At 66.5% G+C, this 21,454-nt stretch carries 23 protein-coding genes and 1 pseudogene; 15 read left to right on the forward strand and 9 right to left on the reverse strand.

From position 1 onward, the window contains the following. Positions 1-30: 30 nt before the first annotated feature. The 13 genes from HVO_RS17605 (at position 31) to HVO_RS17665 (ending at position 9,687) form a co-directional block, all read left to right on the forward strand. Positions 31-303: a hypothetical protein gene (locus HVO_RS17605; RefSeq protein WP_004042829.1), complete on the forward strand. Its 273-nt coding sequence runs from the start codon at positions 31-33 to the stop codon at positions 301-303. A gap of 71 nt (positions 304-374) precedes the next feature. Further along, a complete protein-coding gene (locus tag HVO_RS17610) occupies positions 375-983 on the forward strand; it encodes a hypothetical protein (RefSeq protein WP_049914831.1) in 609 nt (202 codons plus the stop codon). A 226-nt stretch (positions 984-1,209) separates the two neighbouring features. Continuing rightward, positions 1,210-2,442, forward strand: coding sequence for an Nramp family divalent metal transporter (locus HVO_RS17615; protein WP_004042832.1), 1,233 nt, complete (start codon positions 1,210-1,212; stop codon positions 2,440-2,442). Between the two features lie 132 nt (positions 2,443-2,574). Then, complete coding sequence (gene hisD, locus HVO_RS17620; RefSeq protein ID WP_171810351.1) at positions 2,575-3,855, forward strand: histidinol dehydrogenase; 1,281 nt, start codon at positions 2,575-2,577, stop codon at positions 3,853-3,855. Positions 3,856-3,951: 96 nt separating this feature from the next. Next, a complete protein-coding gene (locus HVO_RS17625; protein ID WP_004042835.1) occupies positions 3,952-4,317 on the forward strand; it encodes a HesB/IscA family protein in 366 nt (121 codons plus the stop codon). Positions 4,318-4,356: 39 nt separating this feature from the next. Further along, positions 4,357-4,605 (forward strand): DUF5816 domain-containing protein, encoded by a 249-nt coding sequence (locus HVO_RS17630; RefSeq protein WP_004042840.1) that lies wholly within the window; start codon positions 4,357-4,359, stop codon positions 4,603-4,605. A gap of 88 nt (positions 4,606-4,693) precedes the next feature. Further along, positions 4,694-5,038, forward strand: coding sequence for a DUF7116 family protein (locus tag HVO_RS17635; RefSeq protein WP_013035460.1), 345 nt, complete (start codon positions 4,694-4,696; stop codon positions 5,036-5,038). A gap of 56 nt (positions 5,039-5,094) precedes the next feature. Continuing rightward, positions 5,095-5,838: a hypothetical protein gene (locus tag HVO_RS17640; protein WP_004042846.1), complete on the forward strand. Its 744-nt coding sequence runs from the start codon at positions 5,095-5,097 to the stop codon at positions 5,836-5,838. Beyond that, positions 5,835-6,494: a hypothetical protein gene (locus tag HVO_RS17645; protein ID WP_004042848.1), complete on the forward strand. Its 660-nt coding sequence runs from the start codon at positions 5,835-5,837 to the stop codon at positions 6,492-6,494. The genes HVO_RS17640 and HVO_RS17645 overlap by 4 nt, the downstream gene beginning before the upstream one ends. 100 nt (positions 6,495-6,594) lie before the next feature. Further along, positions 6,595-7,392 (forward strand): helix-turn-helix transcriptional regulator, encoded by a 798-nt coding sequence (locus tag HVO_RS17650; RefSeq protein WP_004042849.1) that lies wholly within the window; start codon positions 6,595-6,597, stop codon positions 7,390-7,392. 93 nt (positions 7,393-7,485) lie between these two features. Continuing rightward, positions 7,486-7,698, forward strand: coding sequence for a dodecin (locus HVO_RS17655; protein ID WP_004042852.1), 213 nt, complete (start codon positions 7,486-7,488; stop codon positions 7,696-7,698). Positions 7,699-7,815: 117 nt separating this feature from the next. Further along, positions 7,816-9,195 (forward strand): bifunctional metallophosphatase/5'-nucleotidase, encoded by a 1,380-nt coding sequence (locus HVO_RS17660; RefSeq protein WP_004042854.1) that lies wholly within the window; start codon positions 7,816-7,818, stop codon positions 9,193-9,195. An 84-nt stretch (positions 9,196-9,279) separates the two neighbouring features. After that, on the forward strand, positions 9,280-9,687 hold the full coding sequence (locus tag HVO_RS17665) for a universal stress protein (protein ID WP_004042855.1): 408 nt from the start codon (positions 9,280-9,282) through the stop codon (positions 9,685-9,687). Positions 9,688-9,786: 99 nt separating this feature from the next. Here HVO_RS17665 and HVO_RS17670 read toward each other — a convergent pair whose 3' ends face one another. Next, a complete protein-coding gene (locus HVO_RS17670) occupies positions 9,787-10,935 on the reverse strand; it encodes a mechanosensitive ion channel family protein (protein ID WP_004042857.1) in 1,149 nt (382 codons plus the stop codon). Between the two features lie 94 nt (positions 10,936-11,029). On the opposite strand from HVO_RS17670, the pseudogene HVO_RS17675 reads away from it, so the two are divergent. Further along, positions 11,030-11,770: pseudogene (locus HVO_RS17675) on the forward strand (proteasome assembly chaperone family protein). A 129-nt stretch (positions 11,771-11,899) separates the two neighbouring features. Further along, complete coding sequence (gene trmB / locus HVO_RS17680; protein WP_004042859.1) at positions 11,900-12,961, forward strand: HTH-type sugar sensing transcriptional regulator TrmB; 1,062 nt, start codon at positions 11,900-11,902, stop codon at positions 12,959-12,961. Positions 12,962-13,021: 60 nt separating this feature from the next. On the opposite strand, the gene HVO_RS17685 is transcribed toward trmB, so the two are convergent. The 8 genes from HVO_RS17685 to HVO_RS17720 all read right to left on the reverse strand — a co-directional run bounded on the left by HVO_RS17685 (position 13,022) and on the right by HVO_RS17720 (position 21,330). Then, positions 13,022-13,816 carry a hypothetical protein gene (locus tag HVO_RS17685; RefSeq protein WP_004042861.1) on the reverse strand — a complete coding sequence of 265 codons (795 nt, stop codon included), beginning with the start codon at positions 13,814-13,816 and terminating at the stop codon, positions 13,022-13,024. A 42-nt stretch (positions 13,817-13,858) separates the two neighbouring features. Further along, the gene (locus HVO_RS17690) at positions 13,859-14,959 is read right to left on the reverse strand and encodes a Gfo/Idh/MocA family protein (RefSeq protein WP_004042862.1); all 1,101 of its coding nucleotides are present in this window, start codon (positions 14,957-14,959) and stop codon (positions 13,859-13,861) included. Between the two features lie 154 nt (positions 14,960-15,113). Continuing rightward, the gene (locus tag HVO_RS17695) at positions 15,114-15,317 is read right to left on the reverse strand and encodes a hypothetical protein (RefSeq protein ID WP_004042869.1); all 204 of its coding nucleotides are present in this window, start codon (positions 15,315-15,317) and stop codon (positions 15,114-15,116) included. 115 nt (positions 15,318-15,432) lie between these two features. Then, positions 15,433-16,620 (reverse strand): ABC transporter ATP-binding protein, encoded by a 1,188-nt coding sequence (locus tag HVO_RS17700; RefSeq protein ID WP_004042874.1) that lies wholly within the window; start codon positions 16,618-16,620, stop codon positions 15,433-15,435. Between the two features lie 2 nt (positions 16,621-16,622). Further along, the gene (locus tag HVO_RS17705) at positions 16,623-17,582 is read right to left on the reverse strand and encodes a carbohydrate ABC transporter permease (protein WP_004042875.1); all 960 of its coding nucleotides are present in this window, start codon (positions 17,580-17,582) and stop codon (positions 16,623-16,625) included. Between the two features lies 1 nt (position 17,583). After that, on the reverse strand, positions 17,584-18,609 hold the full coding sequence (locus HVO_RS17710; RefSeq protein ID WP_013035506.1) for a carbohydrate ABC transporter permease: 1,026 nt from the start codon (positions 18,607-18,609) through the stop codon (positions 17,584-17,586). A gap of 50 nt (positions 18,610-18,659) precedes the next feature. Further along, entirely contained in the window at positions 18,660-20,198 is a 1,539-nt protein-coding gene (locus HVO_RS17715) for a substrate-binding domain-containing protein (protein ID WP_013035562.1), read from the reverse strand. A gap of 154 nt (positions 20,199-20,352) precedes the next feature. After that, on the reverse strand, positions 20,353-21,330 hold the full coding sequence (locus HVO_RS17720) for an aldo/keto reductase (RefSeq protein WP_013035270.1): 978 nt from the start codon (positions 21,328-21,330) through the stop codon (positions 20,353-20,355). Between the last annotated feature and the right edge of the window lie 124 nt (positions 21,331-21,454).

Consider the following 21,454-nt stretch of genomic DNA (forward strand, 5'->3'; position numbering starts at 1 on the left):
ACCCGCGAGTGGCGACCGGAGCGACTCACCATGAACCGACGCAGACTCTCCCTCGTCGGCGTCTTGCTCGCCGTCCTCGTCACGACCGCGGGCGTCGCCGCCGCCGCACCGAACGACACCGCGCGCGAATCGTCCCCCGCGTCCGAGGCCGGCCAGCGGGGGCCGCCCGGCGAACTCCCCGGCCCGGTCCCCGAGTTCGTCTCAGGCGTCCACGACCTCGTGAGCGACTTCCTGAGCGGGGGCCTCGACGGGTCGCTCGGGGGCTCGCTGAGCGACCGCGCGAACGACGTTTCGGGTGCGTAACTAAGTGTGACCCGACGCTATCGAGCGACGTGGCACATGACAGCCGCCCAATATGAGGTCCCAACTCAGTTATGAGACGCACAGTTTTCGTCGCCGCGACAGTGCTGGTCCTGCTCACGGCCGGTGTCGCCGCCGCGTTCCTGGCGGGAATCGGACCGTTCGCTGACACGACCTCCGCCGACGGCTCCGACGGAGCGTTCCCCACGCAGACGACCGTGTCGCCCGACGGCGGCGGGGGGGACAGCAGTGACACCGGCGGGAACGACACCGGGAGCAACGACAGCGATGGCGACGGCGATAGCGGCGACGGTGACGCGACCGAGACCCAATCGAGGCCGCCGTTCGGCGTCGTCGTCGTCGACATAGAGGAGTGCGGACAGACCTGCCGCGACGTGACGAGCACGATAACGAACCAACAGGACACCGATAGCTCCGGCGTCACCCTGTACAGTCGCATCTTCGTCGGCAACGACACCGACCCGGACGACGAGGTCTGGCGCGGGACCCAAGCGGTCGGTGACCTCGCGGCCGGCGAGTCGTACACGACGACGAAGCGCGTCGAACTGTCGTACTCGGAGGTGTTCGCGGTCCAGCAGGCGGACGGCTGGATTACGGTCCAGACGACCATCGAGACGGACAACCGGACGCTGACGTACACTGAACAGCGCGACGTGGCGTAGTCGGAGAGGCCGCGGCGCGGGACTGAGCGACGAACTCTCCCGCCGTCCCCGTCGCGCGATAGTCTTCGGTCACTGGTGGGCCGGCCGTCACGCTTCCGACTGACACCGTGACTGTGGTTCGCGTCTGAAACGACCGATAGCAGTTTTGCTTGACAGGTGAAATTATTATTTAGACATGGCAAATTCAGACGTTTGCGTATGTGAACAACCGAGGTGTCGGTAGGGGATGCGCCCCTCGCTCCGCGAACTGCTCTCGTATCTCGGCCCCGGTTTTATCATCAGCGTCGCCTACATGGACCCCGGAAACTGGGCGACAAACATCTCGGGCGGCGCGAAGTTCGGCCCCGCCCTGCTGTGGGTCATCGTCCTCGCCAGCGTCATGGCGATGGGGATTCAGGTGCTCGCCGCCAAACTCGGCATCGCCACCGGGAAGGGCGTGGCACAGCTCTGCCGGGAGCGCTTTTCGGGGCCCGTCGTCGTGCTTCTGTGGGCCGCCGCGGAACTGGCGATGGTCGCCACCGACATGGCCGAAATCATCGGGGCCGCCATCGGGTTCAGCCTCGTTTTCTCCCTGCCGCTGTGGGCCGGATCCGTCCTCGCGGCGGTGAGCTCGTTCGCCCTGCTCGGCGTTCGGACCGCACACAAACGGGGGTTCCGCTGGGTCGAACTCACCATCATGTCGCTCGTCGGCGTCATCGCCCTCGCGTTCGTCTTCGAGATGGCGCTGGCGAGACCGACCGCTTCGACCGTCGCCTCCGGCCTCGTCCCGACCGTCCCGAACGCCTCGGCGCTGTACGTCGCCATCGGCATCCTCGGCGCGACCGTGATGCCGCACAGCGTCTATCTCCACCCGTACATCGTACAGGACCGCCGCGACCGGCTCATCGAGTCCGACGGCGACACCGAGGCCGTCCACCGCCGCCACTTCCGGCTGGAGCGCCTCGATACCGTCGTCGCGCTCTTCGGCGCGATGTTCGTGAACGCCGCGATGCTCATCGTCGCCGCCGCCGCGCTTCAGGGGACGGGCATCGAGACGCTCGAAGAGGCGTACGTCACCCTCAGCGGCGTCTTCGGGGCGAACGCGAGCCTCGCGTTCGGCGTCGCGCTCATCGCCGCCGGGCTCTCGTCGTCGCTCGTGGCGACGATGGCCGGCCAGACCGTCATGGACGGCTTTCTGGACCTCGACATCAACGTCTGGCTCCGGCGGTCGGTCACGCTCGTGCCGAGTCTCCTCATCGTCGCCGCGGGCTTCGACCCCACGTCGGTGCTCGTCGCCTCGCAGGTCGCGCTGAGCTTCGAGCTCCCGTTCGTCCTGATTCCGCTCCTCTGGTTCACCCACGAGGCGTCGCTGATGGGAAACTTCCGCAACCGGGCGACCACGACCGGCGTCCTCGGCGTCGCCATCGCCGTTATCGTGGCCCTGAACGGTTGGCTCCTGTACTCGACGCTCCTCGGGTGACCGGGCGGGGGCGGGGGCGGCCGAACGTCGGATTAGCTCCGCGACTGTCCGGAGGACCGGACGGCCGCCGACAGCCCGCCCCACCGCTTCCGCAACGACTTTTCGCGCCGGCCGCAAAGCCGAGGTATGAACATCGAGGTTCGCGAACTGGCCGACCTCGGCACCGACGCCCGCCGCGCCTTCTTCGAGCGGGACGCCGGCGTCGGGGAGGTCCAGTCCGACGTGCGCGACATCGTCGAGCGCGTCCGCCGAGAGGGCGACGTTGCGGTCCGGGAGTTCTCAAACGAGTTCGACGGCGTCCAGGTCGGCAACATCGACGTGACCGACGCCGCCGAGCGCGCCTACGACGAAATCGACGACGACGTGCGCGAGGCCATCGAGGCCGCCGCGGCGAACGTCCGCGAGTTCCACGAAAAACAGGTCCCCGAGGACTGGCACGAGGAGTTCGGCGACGTCGGCACCCGCGAACTCGGGCGTCGGTACCGCCCGCTCGACCGGGTCGGCGTCTACGCCCCCGGCGGCACCGCCGCCTACCCCTCGAGCGTCCTGATGGGCGTCATTCCCGCGAAGGTCGCGGGGGTCGAACACGTCGCGGTCGCCACGCCGCCCGCGGAGCCGATGAACCCCGTCACGCTCGCCGCGATGCACGTCGCGGGCGCGGACGCGGTCTACTCGGTCGGCGGCGCGCAGGGCATCGCCGCGCTCGCCTACGGCACGGAGACGGTGAAGGCCGTCCAGAAGGTCGTCGGCCCGGGCAACAAGTGGGTCACCGCGGCGAAGGCCGAGGTCCGCGGCGACGTTGACATCGACTTCCTCGCCGGTCCCTCCGAGGTGCTCGTCGTGGCCGACGAGACGGCCGAGGCGCGGTTCGTCGCCGCCGACCTCGTCGCGCAGGCCGAACACGACCCGAACGCGTCGGTCGTCGCCGTCACCGACGACGCCGACCTCGCCGCCGAGGTCGTCGCGGAGGTAGAGCGACAGGCGGGCGAGCGCGAGCGCGCGGAGACCATCGAGGCGGCGCTCGAAGGCGACGCGTCGGGCGTCCTCCTCGCGCGGTCGATGTCCGAGGCGGTGCTGTTCGCCGAGGAGTACGCCGCCGAGCACCTGACGATTCAGGCCGACGACGACGAGGCGCTGTTGGACCGCATCGACTCCGCGGGGAGCGTCTTCCTCGGCCCGTACACGCCCGTCGCGGCCGGCGACTACGCCTCCGGGACGAACCACGTCCTCCCGACCGGCGGCGGCGCGAAGCGACAGGGCGGCCTCTCGGTGGACCACTTCGTCCGCTCGACGACGGTCCAGCGCCTCGACCGCGACGGGCTGTCGGAGCTTTCCGAGACGATTACGACGCTCGCGGAGGCGGAGGGCCTCGACGCCCACGCCCAGAGCGTCCGCGAGCGGTTCGAAGAGTGAACTGAGGCGTTCCACCGGGTAGCCACAGCCTACCGGGGCGGCGCGCGAAGTTCCGCCTGCGCCACAGTTATCCGTTCCCACAGTATAGTGGGACGTATGAGCACGGAATCCGCGAGTGGCGGCGGCGATATGGCGGTCACGGTCACGCCCGCGGCCGCGGACGAAGCCGTCTCCCTCCTCGAAGGGGAGTCGATGGACACCGACGTGGCCGGACTTCGGCTGTTCGTCCAGCAGGGCGGCTGCGCCGGTCTGTCCTACGGGATGCGCTTCGACAACGAACCGGAAGACGACGACACGGTCGTCGAACAGCACGGCCTCCGCGTGTTCGTCGACCCCGCGAGCATGAACTACATCGGCGGTTCGACCCTCGACTTCGAGGGCGGCCTGCAAGGCGCGGGCTTCCACGTCAACAACCCGAACGCCGAGAGCAGCTGCGGCTGCGGCGAGTCGTTCCGGACGTAGGGACCAATTTCTTAAGCCACCCGCGCGCGAATCGGTGGCATGGCCGAACTCCAGACCCAGACCGTATCGAGCGGTAAGACCGTCTTCGTCGCCACCGACGAGCCCGAACGCGGCTCGAAGGGACCGTTCTACGTCGTCTATTCGACCGAGGACGCCGAGAACCGATGGGGCTACCTCTGCGGCAACTGCGACTCGTTCGACACCGCGATGGACACGATGGCCCGCATCGAGTGCAACAACTGCGGGAACGTCCGCAAACCCGAGGAGTGGGACGCCGCTCACGAGTAGCCGGGCGTCTCGGCGCGACCGTTCGTCAATTATTGGTATGGTATGGCGTGACAATCTTTATCAGGAGTGCGGGTGTACGTAGACGTGCATGGCCCAGGCTTCGATGCCTCCTGTTCAGGAGGCTCGGTCGATATTCGGCCGGCTCGGCTACTCCGTCTCGGGGGACGGACCCGATATGCTGGCCGAACGCAAGTGGCGTACGGTCCACGTGACCGCACTGAGTTCGCGCGAAGCGACTGAATGCCGTCCGGTGCTCGCAGACGGCGGCACCGAGACACCGTATCGGTTCCGCTGCTTCGTGACGTGGGACGACCACATCAGCGCGCTTCGAGAGCGGCTTCGCGGTATCGACCTTCCATACGAGTGGGCAATCATCGGCGTGTCGAACGGTGGTGGGAACGACTACGAGGTCGTTCACGGCACGAACACGTAATCGAAATGGGGCGGTTTCGCCCAAACGTTTTCTCAGCCCGTCGCTAACGGGCGAGCATGTCGCAGGCCGCACAGACGGAGTTGGCGCGATTCGTCCGGAGCAGACGGCTCAACGCGGCGCTCGCGTGGCTGTTCGTCGGCTTCCTCGTCGCCGTCGCCGTCGGGAGCGTCGTCACCGGCGGCGACCTCGTCTGGGGCGGGTTCGCGGCCGTCGTGGCCGCGGTCACCGTCGTCCCCGCCGTCGCCTTCCGCGAACCGCGAGCGATGCTGCCGTGGGAGGTCGTCGCGCTCGCCTCGTTCCCGCTCGTCGCCCGCGTTCTCGTCCGGGGCCAGACCATCGGCGGCGTGACGTTCACCGGGCGCGTGTCGACGTATCTCGCGGTGGCCGCCATCGCGCTCATCGTCGCCGTCGAACTCGACGTGTTCACGCCGGTCCGGATGAACCACTCCTTCGCCGTCTTCTTCGTCGTCATCGCCACGATGGCCGCCGCGGGCGTCTGGGCGGTCGTCCAGTGGCTCTCGGACCTCTACCTCGGGACGCGCCTGCTGTTGAACGGGCGGCCCGAGCACGTCGTCGAGGCGGGGCTGATGTGGGACTTCGTCGCCGCCACCGTCGCCGGACTCCTCGCCGGATTGCTGTTCGAGTACTACTTCCGCCGCCGGGCCGGGTCGCGCGAGCGACTCCCCGAGGAGGTGGCGGAGATGGCCGAGGAGTCGGAGGCGGCGGAGGTAGCCGGGCTCTCGGACGCGGCGGAGACGGACGGCGATTCCCGCGCGCCGGAGGGAGGTGAGTCGCCGTGAAGATTCGCTCGCACCTCCGTATCGACGAGCGACGGCAGTCCCAACTCTCGCGGGCGATGCAGGTCGTCCTCGTCGGTCTCGTCTTCATCGGCCTCGACCGCGGGAACCTCGGCATCGTCGTCAACGCGCTCGTCGGTCTCGGCGTGACCTATCTGCCGGCGATACTCGAACGCGACTACCGCATCCCGATGGACGCCGGGCTGACGCTCTGGATATCCTCCGCGGCGTTCCTCCACGCGCTCGGGACGGTCGGCTTCCCCGGCTCGGAGACCAGTTTCTACGCGGGCGTCTGGTGGTGGGACCATCTCACGCACGCGCTGTCGTCGTCGGTCGTCGCGGCCGCCGGCTACGCGACCGTCCGCGCGGTCGACGAGCACACGGCGGACATCTACCTGCCGCCGCGGTTCATGTTCGTCTTCATCCTGCTTTTCGTCCTCGCGTTCGGCGTCTTCTGGGAGGTCATCGAGTTCGCCATCTCCGGGGTCGCCTCGCTCGCCGGCACCGCGTCGGTGCTGACGCAGTACGGTCTCGACGACACGCTCTTGGACCTCGTGTTCGACGCCGTCGGCGGCGTCATCGTCGCCGTCTGGGGGACCGCCCACCTCTCGGACGTGGTCGGCGCGTTGCAGCGGCGGTTCGAAACGGCGCCTCGCTGACACGAACTGGCGGGGACCAGGCCGTCAGAATCAGCCGACAGCAGGCGATTTCTCTCGAATCCCGATATACATTTGTACACGGACTGAGACGTTCACACCGATGTCGAGTTGGATCGGTGATGGAGACGAGGACGCCGCCGACGCGTTCGAGACGGTCGGCCGTCGCCGGCAGATTCTCCAAGCGCTCTCGACGGAGTCACTTTCGAAGGCCGAACTGGTCCGCACGCTCTCGGTCTCTCGGTCCACCGTCGACCGCGGCGTCGAGCGACTCGTCGGGCTCGGTCTCGTCGAGCGGTCGAACGGCAGGTTCGTCGCCACGAGCGCGGGTCGAGTCGCGCTAGAGACGCACGACGAAGCGATTCGGGCGATGGCGAACGTGCTCGGCGCGGTACCCGTGCTCGACCACCTCCCCGAGTCGGTCGAGCCGCCACCCTCGCTGTTCCGCGAGGCGGTCGTCTGTACCGGCGACCTCTCGGAGATGGAACGGCGCGCACCGCTCGATTTCGATATCAACGAGGTGACGGAGCTCGCCGGCTTCAACGGCCCGTTTCTGTTCAGTAACTGGCCCGAGGCGCGCGAGCAGCTCACCCGGCTCGGCGACAGCGTCACGCTCGTCCTCTCCGCGGAGTCGCTCGACTGGCTCTCGAACCGCTATCCCGACGACCTCGACGCCATGGTCGACGCCGGCGTCCGCGTGGCCGCGGTCGACGAGGACCCGACGTTCGGCGTCGTGGTCATGGACCGACCGACGACGGCCTCCGTCACGCTCGTCGTCTACGACCACATGGGCGCTCCGGAGGCGCTAGTCGTGAGCTACGAGCCCTCGGCCGTGGCGTGGGGTCGCAGACTCGTCGCGGCGCGCGCCGAGACCGCGCGCCCGTATCGGCCCGACGAGTGAGCCCGCGACAGCGCGGTGCGAGATGACCCGCCCGCCCACCGCCGCCGAATCAGGGACGATTATTTGTGATAGTACGACGAAGGGTCCGACGAGATGGTGTTCAAGAAAATCACCCTCGTCGGTCGGAGTGCAGAGAGTTTCGACGCCGCCGTCGACGACGCGATTAACCGCGCGGAGGAGACGCTCGCGGGCGTCCACTGGGTCGAAGTAAAGGAACTCGGCGTCGAACTCGCGTCCGTCGAGACGCGAGAGTACCAAGCCGAGGTCGAAGTCGCGTTCGAACTCGAAGGGGAAGACGGCGAGTAGAGACGACGCTCACTCGGTCGAGGCGATGACGGCCGCGCCGGTTCCGCGCCGTCTCGCCCGCCCACGGGCCGTCCCGACGGCTTCTTATCCGCCCGCACCGCCACATTCGAGAAGCGAATGCCTCGGCTCCTCCACTACTCCGACATCGAGAACGTCTTCGACGACACCGAGCGCGCCGGCCGCCTCGCGGGTTGCGTCAGCGCCCTCGACGGCGACGACACGCTCGTGGTCGGCACCGGCGACAACACCGCGCCGGGCGTCCTCTCGCTCGTCGAGCGCGGCGGACAGGCGCTCGACTTCTACGACGCCGTGGACGCCGACCTCGAAACGTTCGGCAACCACGACTTCGACTACGGGCCGAGCCGGACCCGCGAACTCGTCGCCGCGAGCCGGCCGACGTGGGTCACGAGCAACGTCCACGGCGAGGACGGCGGCCGGTTCGCCGCCGCCGGGGGAACCGTCCCGCGAACGACCCGAGAGGTGGACGGGCTGACCCTCGGCTTCTTCGGCGTCACCGACCCCGCGACCGGCACTATCAACCCGGAGGCGGCCGACGTCGGCTTCTCCGACCCCTACGCGGCCGCCGCCGACGCGGCCGCCGCACTCAGGGACGACGGCGCGGACCTCGTCGTCGCGCTCTCGCACCTCGGCAGCGGCGACGACGAACTGGTCGCCCGGTGCGACGTGGACCTCGTCCTCGGCGGCCACGTCCACGCCGAGCGCGACGACGTGGTCGACGGCGTGCCAATCGTCCGCCCCGGCGCGAACGGCCACGTCGTCTGGGAGGTCCGCGTCGCCGCCGACAGAATCGAGACGGTCCGCCACCGGACCGCCGAGTACCGGGCCGACGAGGGGCTGGTCGCGGCGCTGGCGGGTCGAGTCGACGCCGCCGGCCTCGACGAGGTGCTCTGTCGAATCGACCGCCCCATGGACCGCGCCGAAGAGACCGTCGCGGCCGGCGAGTGCCGCGTCGGCAACGCCATCGCCGACGCCTACCGCTGGGCGACCGGCGCGGACGTGGGGCTGCAGAACAGCGGCGGCATCCGCTCCGGCCCGCCCATCGGTCCCGAGGTGACCCACGCCGACCTCGTGAGCCTCGTCCCCTTCGAGGAGCACCTCGTCGTCGCCGAGGTGACCGGCACGGAGCTACTGGCGGCGTTCGGGGCCGCCCGCGGGGCCGAGATGGGATTCGGCGAACCGGACTGGTGGCACGCCCACGTCAGCGGCGCGCGCATCGTCTGGGACGACGACCGCGACGAGGTCGTCGCGGCGTTCGTCGGCGGCGAGCCAATCGACCCAGAGGCGAGCTACACCGTCGCCACGAGCGACTACCTGCTCCACAGCACACAGGAGTTCCCGGCCATCACGCAGGCCCACCGGGGCGGCGAGTTCGAGATTCAACACGACGCGCTGGCGCGCTACGCCCGCGAGGTCGGCTTCGACGCCGCCGTCGAGGGGCGCATCGAGCGCCGGTCGGCCAGCCGCGCCGACGACTGACGGAGACGGAAAGAGCGTGAGCAACGGCGACGCGGCCGTCGGAGAGGGAAAGGTTCACGCACGCCCGGCGAGTGGTCTCGGAGTATGACACGGGTCGTGGTCCCGGTTCGGTACCCGCTCTCGAAGCACTCCCGGGCGACGCTCGAAGAGGCCGTCCGCGTCTCGCGCGAGCGCGACGCCGAACTGACGGTCCTCCACGTCGACCTCTACCAGTCGAACCGCGGCGTGACGCGGACCGAACTCAAGCGGGCGGTCGAAGCCGAGTTCGGGCCGCTCGTCCGCGCGCGCTACGTCGTCCGTCGGGGATTCCTCGTCGAGGAGACGATTCTCGAAGAGGTCGCCGCCGAGGAGGCCGACATCGTCGTCATCGGGTCGAAACAGGCGAGCCGCTGGCGGCGGATGCTCCGCCGGTTCCTCGACGACCCCGACATCGACGTGTTCCTCCGCGAAAAGCTCGACTGCACGGTCATCACCGTCCGCGCCGACGACTGAGCCGGCGGCGCACGGTTCGGTTCGAGTTCGGACTCGGATTCGAGTTCGGGTTTCCCCGTTTTCGATGCGACCAGTTTCGACTGCGTTCGCCGTTCCCCGTCAGTTCTCGGCGGTGTCCGCTGACTCCGCGCCCGCCGAGTCCGGGGCGTCGGTCGCGTCGGCCGAATCAGCCGCATCGACCGAGGCTTCGCCGCCCTCCCCGTCGGAGACCGACTGGACGGGCGCTCCCGGAGCCGGCGACGCGGTGGCGTGACGCCGGTTCGCGGCCTCGTCGCTGGTGACGTGGAGGCTCCCACTGGTCTCGTCGAAGACGAGGTGCGTGTGCGGGTAGGCGAACTCGACGGTCGCGTCGGACTCCTCGACGAGCGACCAGAGCCGCGTCTGGACCTCCGACTGGATGCGGCCGATTTTGTACGGTTTCAGCGCCCAGTAGCGGAGGCGCAGGAGGACGCCGTTGTCGGCGTAGGAGTTGATGTAGGCGGTCGGCTTCGCCGGGTAGCGGGCGCTCCCGATGCGGATGTCGGGGCCGCCTTCGACCACCGCGTCGCAGTCGCGGGCGGCGCGCTCGACGAGGTCGCGGGCGGCGTCGATGTCGGACTCGTAGGTGACGAGCACGTCGAGCGACAGACGGGTCCGCTCGTCTTCCGCGGAGTAGTTGATGACGTCGCGGTCGCGGATGTTCGAGTTCGACATCACGAGAAAGGTGTTGTCGAGGGTGAATATCTTCGTGTAGCTCAGGGTAATCTCGTCGATGAAGCCCTTCGTGCCGTCGTCGAGTTCTATCATGTCGCCGATTTCGAACGGCTGGTCCGAGAGGACGAACACCCCGTTGATGATGCTCCCGACGATGGGCGCGAGAACGATACCGAGCACCGCCGAAAACACCGTCACCGAGAGGACGATGTCGCCGAGTTCGAGGCCGAGGACGTTCGCGCCGACGCCGACGCCGACGAGGACGATAGCGAGACGAACGATTCGCAGGATGGTCTGGGCGACGCTCTGACGGCGGAACTGTCGGGCGACCGGCCGGCCGAGCAGACGGACAGCGTACTTCGAGAGCCCGACCGACAGGGCGACGATGACGAGGGCGACGGCGATGCGCCACCCCGGAAACAGGAAGTGGTCCGGCACGAACGCCGGCGGCGTGAGCGCCGTCGACTGGAGCGGGGCGACCGCGAGGTGGCTCCCCGCAGCCGATACCCCGCCGACCGCGGCCGACGCGTCGGCAACCCCCTCGACTCCGTGCATGGAACCCGCAACGGGGAGCGGCGAAAAAAGGGTTGTTACTTTGGGGGGTTCGGTCGCGGTGAACGGCTAAGTGTCGGGCCGTCGCAGTATCTGTATGGCCGACGCGACGACCGCCCGTCCCGACTTCCGCATCACCCACGAGACGCCGCCCAGTCGAGCGCTCCTCTGCGGCTTTTCGTCGTTCGGACTCGCCGGACTAACGGCCGTCGACTTCATCGTCGACCACCTCGACCTCGAACAGACCGGCCACCTCACCGTCGAGGGCATCCCGGCGGTGACGCCGTTCGAGGACGGTCGCCCCTGACACCACACGCGACTGTTCTCCCGCGAGGATCTCGACGTGACCGTGCTCGTCGGCGAACTGTTCGTCCCCGCGGTCCACGGCACGCAGTTCGGAAACGCCATCCTCGAATGGACCGAACGAAATCAGGTCGAAGAACTCGCCGTCCTCTCGGGGATTCCGATGGCCCACGGCCCCGACGAACACCGCGTGTTCTACATCGCCACCGACGACTACCGCGACGCGCGACTCGCCGATAGCGACATCCCGCCGATGGGTCGCGGGTTCTTCGACGGCACCAACGCGGCGCTCGTCGAGCGCGGCATCGGGTCGCCCCTCGGCGTCGGCGTCTACGTCACGCCGGTTCACGCTCAAGTCCCCGACGTAGAGGCGGCTATCCGCCTCGTCGACGCCGCCAACGAGGTGTACGACCTCGGCGTTGACTCCTCGCCGCTGGAGTCCTTTGCGGCCGAGGTCCAGCAGTACTACGCCGAACTCGCCGAGCGACTCCACGAAAGCGAGGCCGACTTCCCGGAAGACCGTATGTACATGTGAAAACCGGCCCGCCCGCCGTTCCGCGACGCTCGCCGGCCGCCCTGCCATCAGTTGTGCCACTTGTTTTCGGAATGTCGTGCTACTCGGATTTCAGTAAATGATTTAGGTGATGCCGTACACGTCACGAGCATGGCTGACGAACTGCGGCTCACCATGGAGCGAGTCGGTGAGCGCTTCAACCTCGGTGAGTACGAGATAGACGCGTATCTGGCCGTTCTCGAACACGGACAGTTGACGGCGAGCGAAATCGCGGACCGAACCAGCATCCCCCAGCCGCGGGTGTACGACACGGTCCGAAGCCTGTCGGACCGCGGCCTCGTCGAACTCCGCGAGTCGCGCCCGATGAAAATCGTCGCCGTCGACCCCGACGACGCCTTCGCGAACGTCAAGACCTCGCTGGAGGAACTCATCGAGGAACTGGAGGCACGCTACACCGCCCCCGCCCGCGACACCGAGGCCGTCTCGCTCGTCAAGTCGCGGTCGACCATCCTCCGCTACATCGAGGAGATTATCGAGGCCGCGGAGTACGAACTCGTGCTCTCGTTGACGCCCGACCTGCTCCGTCGCTTCCGCGACGACCTCGCGGCGGCCATCGACAGCGGCGTCAGCATCGACCTGCTCGTGACGCCCGCCTCCCGCGCGCCCGACCCCGAGGAGTTCAACTACCTCGACGTGGCGACCATCGCCCGCGCCCGCCGCGGCATCACCTCGCCCGTCCTCGCGGTCGCCGACGGCGAGTACTCCATCTACGCGACCCAGGACGCCCTCCGCGACGACCGCGACCGCTACGGCGTCATCTTCAACCGCTCCGCGCTCGGCTTCCTCGTGAGCGGCTTCTTCGGGACCGTCCTCTGGAGCACCGCCGAGACCATCGTCGCCAACGGCAAGCGCCGGCCGTTCCCGCGCCGCTACGCCTCCATCCGCCGGGCCGTCAAGGACATCCGCGAGATAGAAGGCGACTTCTACGCCTCCGTCTCCGGCCGCGACATCGAGACCGGCGACCCCATCGTGGTCGAAGGGCGCGTCATCGAGACGGCCTTCGAGGACACGGAGGAGGTCGCGTCGCTCCACATCGAGACCGAAGAGGGCGTCGTCGAGGTCGGCGGGCTGGTCGCCGCGCTCGAAGACGTGGAGGGACAGGAGATTCTGCTCGGCCGCGACGAGGTTCCGAACCGCGACGAAATCGTCTGAAGCCGCGTCGTCAGTTTCCGCTCGCGTCTTTTCCGCTCGACTAGTCCCCGCCAGCGACGGCTACTCGTCGGGGAACTCGTAGACGACCGCGCCGCAGTCCGCACAGCCGAGGACCTCGTGTTCCGGCGAGTCGTACAGCCCCGCGGTGCCGCCGCAGCAGTTGCGCGTCGTCGTCTCCTCGACCGGGCCGCCGCAGTCCGGACAGACCTCGACGAACATCCGCATCGGCTCCGTGGCCGCGAGCGCGACCATCGGGTCGACGCCGCGCTCGACGACCGTGTAGAGCGTCGCCACGTCCGCGATGGCCTGCGGCCGGGAAATCCACACGGACATCGAGGGGCCGTCTAGCGAGATGCCTCCGAACTCGGCGTCGACGGTCGCCTCGAACGGGACCGCGTTGGCGACTGCCTCGGCGAGTTCCTCGTCCGTGGCCTTCCGGAGCGTCGCCATCGTCGACTCCCACTCCTCGCGGGCGTCGGCGGCGAGGAACAGGCCGTCTTCCTCCTCGACGAGCACCCCGGCGTTCAGGAGCGTCGAGAGCATCACGTCGGGGTCGACGTTGGCGTCGAGCGACTCCGAGCGGCGGTCGGGGGCGTCGTCGCCGTGGTCGAAGACGCCGGCGAGACCGACTGCGCCGACCAACTGCGGCGCGAACGAGGGCGTACCGGGGACGACGTAGCCCCGGAGGTACACCGACAGCGCGCCGCCGACGAGGACGACGAGACCGGCGACCGGCGAGAGCACGCTGACCGCGAGACCGACGACGACGACGAGTGCGACGTTGACGGCGGTACACGGGAGACAGCGGTTCTCGCCGGTGTGTTCCGGTCGCCTGAGTGAGTCGATGACGGACATGGTGTGAACAGTGGGGCTGTGAGGGGTGTGCGTTCGCGGTGGTCAGTTCGCCGGGGGCGTCTCGGTCTCGGTCTCGGCCGCGCCGAGGCGGACCGCCTCGCCCGTCTCCGACGAGCGGTAGATGGCGTCGATGACGCGCTGGACGGCGAGACCCTGTTCGACCGTGTTGCGGCCGGGGTGTTCGCCCTCGGCGACGGCCGCGAGGAACGCCTCCTGTTCGGTCTTGTGGGTGTCGTTGTCCTGCGTCTCCACGTCCGTCGTCGAGAGGTGGTTGCCGCCGCCGACGCCGTCCTCGTAGAACTGGAGGTCGTGGCTCGCGCGGTCGAAGCGGACGCCGCCCTCCGTGCCGCGGAGGAAGAACTCGTCGTTGGTCGGGCGGTTCGTCGCCCACGCGACTTCGAGGGAGATGGTCGTCCCCTCGTCGGTGCGGATGAAGGCGCTCGCGGAGTCGTCCACGTCGAAGGCCTCCGGGCCCACGTCCTCGCCCCACATCTCGACGAAGGTGTAGTCGTCGCGGTCACCGAACTCCGAGCGGGTGACGCCGGAGACCTCGACGACCTCGGGGAAGTCGAGGAAGTAGAGCGCGAGGTCGATGGCGTGGACGCCGATGTCGATGAGCGACCCGCCGCCGGCGATTTCCTTCGAGGTGAACCACGACCCGCGCCCGGGGATGCCGCGGCGGCGGACGTAGTTGGCCTCGACGTGGGTCACGTCCCCGAAGCGGCCCTCCTCGTAGTGGTGGCGGACGACCTCGACGGGGTTGGCAAAGCGGTTGTTGAAGCCGACCATGCAGAAGCCGTCGGCGTCTTCGGCCGCCGCGGCGATTCGCTCGGCGGATTCGAGCGAGTGCGCCAGCGGCTTTTCGAGCAGCACGTCGAGGCCGGCGTCGAGCGCGGCGACGGCGTACTCCTCGTGGAAGCGGTTCGGCGTGGTGATGATGACCGCGTCGACCTCCTCGAACAGTTCCGACTTCTCCTCGTAGGTGTTCACGTCGTACTTCTCCGCGAAGCGGCGACGGGCGTCCGCCTGAATGTCGAGGCCGCCGACGAGGGTCGCGCCGAGGTCGACGAGGCGGTCCGCGTGGTGGTGTCCGATGTTGCCGAGGCCGACGATGCCGACCCGGACTGATGATTCGGTACTCATGATTCGATGATTAACTACTGGTGGTGTTAAGTTTCACGTTCTTTGGGCTGATTTGCCAGAATCGACCGCGAGACCCCGGCCAGAGAGCGTTTTCACTGTGACGGGTGGCACGCAATAGAGGCGGAGTGAGGCGAGCAACACGGGTCGAGTCGGGTCAGTAGAGCTGTTCTTCTCGCTCCTTGCGTTCTTCCTCGCGGCGTTTTTCTTCCTTGAGGCGGCGTCGCCCGCGGAGGTACTGCTTGCCCTTCGGGATGAACTTGTTCTTCAGGTCGAGCAGGAACGAGACGATGCCGTAGGCCCAGAAGAAAAACAGGACGGTCATCCCGCCGAGGTAGAACAGGCCGAGTTCGTTGACCATTGTGTGGGTGAGTGTGCTGTGGGTTGGTTCGGTGCGCGTTGTGCGGGCTGTGCGAGTCGGGGGCGGGACGGCGACGAACCCGGGAGCCCCCGGAGCGGGCCGCGTTACGGCCGCGTCAGTCGTCGCTTTCGGCTTCCGTGCCGGGCGCGCCGCTCGTCTGGACGGGCGTCTCGATGCCGTGGCTGATGGCCTCGCCCGTCGCCGTGTCGAAGAGGTGGACGCGCGAGCGGTCGAGGACGACCGTCACGTCCTCGTCCTCCGCGATGTCGGTGTCGGGGGCGACGCTCATCAGCAGTTGGTCGTTGGCGACGCCGCTCGTGTCTTCGAGGTCCGTCTCGGCCGACTCCGAGAGCTTCAGGTAGACGAATATCTCGTCGCCCATCGGTTCGAGCACGTCGGTCACGGCGTCGATGCGGTGGCTCGGGTTCGATACGAGCGACTCCTCGTCGACGAGATACACGTCTTCCGGGCGGATGCCCATCGTGACGTCCGTCCCCGGTTCGACGCCGAGGTCCGCGGGGTCGAACTCCACGTCGATGTTGGTCGACGAGAAGCCGTCGGCCGCGACCTCGCCGTCGAGGAAGTTCATCGACGGCGAGCCGATGAAGCCGGCGACGAACAGGTTCGCGGGTTCGTTGTAACAGACCAGCGGCGGGTCGATCTGCTGGAGCTGTCCCGAGTCGATGACCGCGATGCGGTCGGACATCGTCATCGCCTCCGCCTGGTCGTGGGTGACGTAGATGATGGTCGTGTCCAGTTCCTTGTGCAGGCGCTGGAGTTCGGTCCGCATGTGGACCCGGAGCTTCGCGTCGAGGTTCGCGAGCGGTTCGTCCATCAGGAAGACGCCGGGGTTCCGGACGATGGCGCGGGCGATGGCGACGCGCTGTCGCTGCCCGCCGGACATCTCGTCGGGCATGCGTTCGAGCATTCCTTGGAGTTGAACGATTTCGGCGGCGCGCTCGACGCGGCGCTCGATTTCCTCCTTGTCGTAGTTGCGGAGGCGGAGCCCGAAGGAGATGTTGTCGTAGACGTCCATGTGGGGGAACAGCGCGATGTTCTGGAACACCATCGCCACCCCGCGGTCCTTCGGCGGGAGGTTCGTCACCTCGCGGTCGCCGATGAACATCTTCCCCTCCGAGGGGATGGTCAGCCCCGCTATCATCTCCATGGTCGTCGACTTGCCGCACCCCGACGGACCGACGAGACAGATGAATTCTCCGTCGTCGATGTCGAGGTTCATGTCGTCGACCGCCGTTACGTCGTCGTAGTGCTTGCTTACGTGTTCGAGTGTTACGTCTCCCATGATTACTCCTTCAGCGCTCCTGCGGTCAGTCCACTCACGATGCGTTCCTGTGCGATGATGACAAGAATTGCCACGGGTAAGACCCCCACGATTGAGGCGGCGGCCATCAGGTTGTACGGGGTGTCGAACTGCCCCTGATACTTCAGGATACCCGCGACGATGGGGGCCCACGAGTCGGCCTCGCCGTTGTTCATGATGAACGAGAAGAAGAACTCGTTGTACACCGAGATGAACGTGAGGACGCCTGCGGTCGCCACGCCGGGTGCCGAAAGCGGCACGATGACGCGGAAGAGGGCACCGAGTCGGGTGGTCCCTTCGACACGCGCCGCGTCCTCCAACCCGTCGGGAATCTGTCCGTAGAAGGTCGTGAGGATGAATATCGACAGCGGCAGGAACAACGCGCTAAACGGGAACACCATCGGTGCCGGCGTGTTGAACAGGTCCGGCGACGAGATGGTGACCGCCCCGAGGCTAATCGCGGTGTTCCCCGTGAACAGTTCGAAAAGCGGGATGAGGAACGCCGCTGGCGGGAAGTACGAGATGGCGAGGATACCGAGCATCAGCACGCCCTTCCCGGGGAAGCGGAGACGTCCGAAGACGTATCCCGCGAGGCTCGCGAGGAGCAACACGATGACCGTCGTCGTGATGCCCAACACGAAACTGTTGAACATGTAGAGGTGGAACGGCACGCGCTCGAACATGGTGACGAACACCTCCGGATTGAACCCCTTCGGCAGGAGCCCCATGTCGCTGATCAGTCGATTCGGCGTGAGCGCGATGATCAAGAGCCAGTAAAACGGGAACAGCGTCGTGAACAGGAAGAACACCGTCGCGACGTAGAACATCGCTCGGTAGACTCTCCCCGGGTTCTTGATGGCCTTGGCGACCCAGCGGCCGAACGGCCCGCGCTTCATCTCTGCGTCGTCGTCATGGAGACCGGCTCCTGGTTGTTCGCTCGACATCTTAGAGATCCTCGCTGGCGAAGTTCACGATGTATACCGAGACCACGATGGCGATGATACCGGCGGTGACGAACGCCACCGTCGCCGAGGTCCCGTACAGCGGTGCGTTGAACGTCGTGACGACGAGACACGACAGCGACGGCACTGTCTGACAGCCGGCCATCGTCTCGATGATACCGTAGACGCGCATCGCCGAGATGGTGCGGAACAGCATCGCGACCAGCACCGACGGCAGGATGAGCGGGAAAGTGATCATCTTGAACTGTTGCCAGCGCGACGCACCGGCGACCTTCGCGACGTCGTACAGCGAGCGGTCGATACTCTGCATCCCGGCGAGGATGAGCAGTGCCATGAACGCTGACGTCTTCCAGACGTCGGCCACGATGATGAGGAACAACGAGTCTGCGGTGTTCCGCAGCGGCGTCGTTCCGATGAGGCCGAGTTGGTTCAACAGCGCCGGGTTTTCGGTCGTGCCGACGAGGAACCCGATGTTCGGCTGGAACATCAGGTACCAGATCATCCCCTGAATGACGATGGGGACAGCCCACGGGATGATGATGGCGACGCGGACCCATCGCCGACCACGGAAGTCCTGGTCTAAGATGAGCGCCTGACCGAAGCCGATGAGCGTTTCGAAGAGCACACTGAAGACGGTGAAAATGAGCGTCACCATCAGCGCGCTCCCGTAGATATTCGTCACGAACGGGAATTCTGACGTGAACGTCGGGAGGAAGGCAGACGGAAGTGCGTAGTTTCGCGCACCGGTGAACAGGTCGATGTAGTTCTGTAACCCGACGAACTCACCCAGTCGTGCGGACCCCGTAAGCTGGTCTGCGTACAGCGACATGCTGAACGTCGACGCGAGCGGGTATATCGCGATTACCCCCAAAAGGATGAGTGCGGGCGTCAGAAGCAGGTACGCGAACTGGGTCTCCGACAACGCCTCGACCCAGTTGACGGCAGACGCGTACGGACCTGAGCGACGAGACTCAGACAGTGCCTCCCCCGATTGTTGTTCTGTAGCCATGACAATTGATAACGTATGTAGGTGATATTACGTCTTACCCAAGACGGAGTTTACGCAAGGCTCTGTTCGATTGCCTCGAGTTGCGACTTGAGGTCGGACATCGCCTGTTCGGGCGTCTTCTCTTGAGCATACGCGTTGTTGACTTCCTGAGCGACCTTCCCGGACTGCTGTGGCCACACGACGGTGACCGGACGGGGGATGGCGTTGTTGCCAGCGACCTTCAGGGCGCTGAGGTAGCGACCGATGACGTCCACATTTTTCGCCTCCTCGGAGTCGAGGAGTTCCGGACGTGGTGGAATCCATCCCTGAATACCGAAGTTGTCGAGTTGGAACTGTGGCTTCATCATCACTTCCAGAACCTGCGCACCTGCCTGCTTCTGTTGTTGCGGTGCGTTCGGGTTCATCGTCATGTGCCAGCCACCGAGGGCCGCGACGGGGCCGCCGGTTCCCTCGTACTTGGCTTCGTCGGCCGGGACGCCGTACGGAATCGGCATGACGCCGAGGTCCTCGCCGAAGACGTCGTCGGCACCGTTGATGGTAATCGAGTAGGGCCAGTTGCGGTGCATGATGGCGTCGCCGCCGGTGAACGGTTTCCGGGACGGCTCTTCGGTCCACTGGAGGACGGCTTCGGGCGCGATGCCGCCCGTGATACCGTCGAGTGCGTACTCGTCGTCCTCGCCGTGGATGAGCGTGCGGACCATCCGGATGGAATCGAGAACCGACTGTTCGTCGACCGTAATCGGGCGTTCACCGACGGGCCCGAAGAGGTTGTCGCGGCCACCGAAGAAGGCGCCACCGTACGATGTCATGAACTCGTTGAAGTCACAACACGACAGGCCTTCGTAGACGTCCGCCTGGAACGTGTAGCCGTACTGGACGTCGTTGGCGTCGAGCGCTTCCTTCGTGACCTTCGAGAATTCCTCCCACGACATGGACTCGGTCGCCCACGTGTCGAAGTCGTCGTCGGTGTAGCCCGCGTTCCGGAGCAGGTCCTTGCGGTACTGCATCGTCGGGAAGTCGGGGAACAGCGGAACGCCGTAGAGGTCACCGTTGGAGCCCTTCGCCGTCGAGACGGACGCTTCGAAGTACTCGTCTTCGATAGTCGAGATCATCTCGCTCGGGAGCGACTCCGAGAGGTTCTGCAGTTGATTGCGCGCGATGAACGGAATCGTCCACCCGCTGTCCATCATCAGGAGGGTCGGTTCTTCACGGCCGCCACCGAGCCACTGCTGGTACTGTGCCTGACGGTTGTCGGTCACCTGCGAGCCGGCGATGATGTCGATGGAGATGTTGTCCGGAAGCCCGGCGTCGCGCATCGACTGGACGATCGCATCGCTGTTGTCGGCCATCCGAGTATCGCCCGCGATCTTGACGGTGATGTCTTCGGTCGTTTCTTCGGTGTTGATCGGCGTGGAGGTGTCGCTGTCTCCGCCGCCGTTGCTACCGTTGTCACCGTTGTCTCCGTCTCCCCCACCGGTGCTGATACAACCAGCGAGTCCGACCGCGACGCCCGATGCGCCGGCAGCTTTCACGAAGCTGCGTCGAGAGACGCCATTCCGCTTGCCCTTACGTGAGTCAGCATCAACCATTACAGTCTGTATTCTACAATTAGTGATTATTTATAGTTTTGGTGCTGGCCACTACCGGTGTTGTAGTAAACTACTTGATAATAGTATCTGCGCCCCGAAATTCAATCAATCCAATAATTATAACAATCGTGTATTATGATTGTGGGCTGAAAACTTAGTCCTTTCCCGGCGCGGGCCACCGCGGCGTCTTCGGGGCCTCGATTCGCTCGATATCGTCGTCGCTCAGGGCCACGTCGAGCGCGCCGACGTTCTCTTCGAGGTGGTCGAGTCGCCGCGGGCCGATGATGGGCGCGTCCACGACGGGCTTGTGGAGCAGCCACGCGAGCGACACCTGCGCGGGCGTCGCCCCCTTTTCGTCGGCGATGGCGCGAATCGCGTCGAGGACGGCCCAGTTCTCGTCGGTAAAGCGGTTCGACGTGTACTCGTCCGAGTTCGCGCGCGTGCCCGCCGGCACCTCGGCGTCGCGCTCGTACTTGCCCGTGAGGAAGCCGCCCGCGAGCGGCGACCACGGGACGACGCCGACGCCTTCGCCCTCGCACACCGGAAGCAAGTTCGCCTCCTCGTGGCGGTCGACCGCGTTGTACTCCGGTTGCATGCAGGCGAAGCGTTCGAGGTTCTCCACGTCGGCGGTGTACAGCGCCTTCGTGAACTGGTACGACGACATCGTGGACGCGCCGACGTAGCGGACCAGCCCCTCCTCGACGAGGTGGTCGAGCGCCGATAGCGCCTCCTCGATGGGAACGCCGTCGTCCCAGCGGTGAATCTGGTAGAGGTCGATGTAGTCGGTGCCGAGGCGGTCGAGGCTCGCGTGCGCCTGGTCGATGATGTGCTTGCGCGAGAGCCCCGATTTGTTCGGCCCGTCGCCCATCGGGAAGTAGACTTTCGTCGCGATGGCGAGTTTCTCGCGGTCGCGCTCGGCGATGGCCTCGCCGACGATTTCCTCCGACTCCCCGCGGGAGTAGGCGTTCGCCGTGTCGAGGAAGTTGATACCCGCGTCGAGCGCGCTGTCGAGGAGGTCGAGGCTCGCCTGCCTGTCGTTCATCATCCACTCCGCGCTGGAACCGAAGTTCATACAGCCCAGACAGAGCCGCGAGACTTCGAGTCCGGTGTCGCCGAGGTAGGTGTACTCCATGTCGGTCACACCGGTTCATACACGAACGACAATGATAAGCAGACTCACAATACGGTAGTGAGAGAAACGACCACGGAGGCGCGGAGACGTAATCGCTTTACCCACGCCTCCGGAACCCGAGGTG

The sequence above is a fragment of the Haloferax volcanii DS2 genome, assembly GCF_000025685.1.
Classification (GTDB): domain Archaea; phylum Halobacteriota; class Halobacteria; order Halobacteriales; family Haloferacaceae; genus Haloferax; species Haloferax volcanii.

What these genes read in the sequence shown, in the direction of transcription:
- HVO_RS17605 (WP_004042829.1), top strand. Translation starts at nt 31, where the DNA reads ATGAACCGACGCAGACTCTCCCTCGTCGGCGTCTTGCTCGCCGTCCTC.
- HVO_RS17610 (WP_049914831.1), top strand. Translation starts at nt 375, where the DNA reads ATGAGACGCACAGTTTTCGTCGCCGCGACAGTGCTGGTCCTGCTCACG.
- HVO_RS17615 (WP_004042832.1), top strand. Translation starts at nt 1,210, where the DNA reads ATGCGCCCCTCGCTCCGCGAACTGCTCTCGTATCTCGGCCCCGGTTTT.
- HVO_RS17625 (WP_004042835.1), top strand. Translation starts at nt 3,952, where the DNA reads ATGAGCACGGAATCCGCGAGTGGCGGCGGCGATATGGCGGTCACGGTC.
- HVO_RS17630 (WP_004042840.1), top strand. Translation starts at nt 4,357, where the DNA reads ATGGCCGAACTCCAGACCCAGACCGTATCGAGCGGTAAGACCGTCTTC.
- HVO_RS17635 (WP_013035460.1), top strand. Translation starts at nt 4,694, where the DNA reads ATGGCCCAGGCTTCGATGCCTCCTGTTCAGGAGGCTCGGTCGATATTC.
- HVO_RS17640 (WP_004042846.1), top strand. Translation starts at nt 5,095, where the DNA reads ATGTCGCAGGCCGCACAGACGGAGTTGGCGCGATTCGTCCGGAGCAGA.
- HVO_RS17650 (WP_004042849.1), top strand. Translation starts at nt 6,595, where the DNA reads ATGTCGAGTTGGATCGGTGATGGAGACGAGGACGCCGCCGACGCGTTC.
- HVO_RS17655 (WP_004042852.1), top strand. Translation starts at nt 7,486, where the DNA reads ATGGTGTTCAAGAAAATCACCCTCGTCGGTCGGAGTGCAGAGAGTTTC.
- HVO_RS17660 (WP_004042854.1), top strand. Translation starts at nt 7,816, where the DNA reads ATGCCTCGGCTCCTCCACTACTCCGACATCGAGAACGTCTTCGACGAC.
- HVO_RS17665 (WP_004042855.1), top strand. Translation starts at nt 9,280, where the DNA reads ATGACACGGGTCGTGGTCCCGGTTCGGTACCCGCTCTCGAAGCACTCC.
- HVO_RS17670 (WP_004042857.1), bottom strand. Translation starts at nt 10,935, where the DNA reads ATGCACGGAGTCGAGGGGGTTGCCGACGCGTCGGCCGCGGTCGGCGGG.
- trmB (WP_004042859.1), top strand. Translation starts at nt 11,900, where the DNA reads ATGGCTGACGAACTGCGGCTCACCATGGAGCGAGTCGGTGAGCGCTTC.
- HVO_RS17685 (WP_004042861.1), bottom strand. Translation starts at nt 13,816, where the DNA reads ATGTCCGTCATCGACTCACTCAGGCGACCGGAACACACCGGCGAGAAC.
- HVO_RS17690 (WP_004042862.1), bottom strand. Translation starts at nt 14,959, where the DNA reads ATGAGTACCGAATCATCAGTCCGGGTCGGCATCGTCGGCCTCGGCAAC.
- HVO_RS17695 (WP_004042869.1), bottom strand. Translation starts at nt 15,317, where the DNA reads ATGGTCAACGAACTCGGCCTGTTCTACCTCGGCGGGATGACCGTCCTG.
- HVO_RS17700 (WP_004042874.1), bottom strand. Translation starts at nt 16,620, where the DNA reads ATGGGAGACGTAACACTCGAACACGTAAGCAAGCACTACGACGACGTA.
- HVO_RS17705 (WP_004042875.1), bottom strand. Translation starts at nt 17,582, where the DNA reads ATGTCGAGCGAACAACCAGGAGCCGGTCTCCATGACGACGACGCAGAG.
- HVO_RS17710 (WP_013035506.1), bottom strand. Translation starts at nt 18,609, where the DNA reads ATGGCTACAGAACAACAATCGGGGGAGGCACTGTCTGAGTCTCGTCGC.
- HVO_RS17715 (WP_013035562.1), bottom strand. Translation starts at nt 20,198, where the DNA reads ATGGTTGATGCTGACTCACGTAAGGGCAAGCGGAATGGCGTCTCTCGA.
- HVO_RS17720 (WP_013035270.1), bottom strand. Translation starts at nt 21,330, where the DNA reads ATGGAGTACACCTACCTCGGCGACACCGGACTCGAAGTCTCGCGGCTC.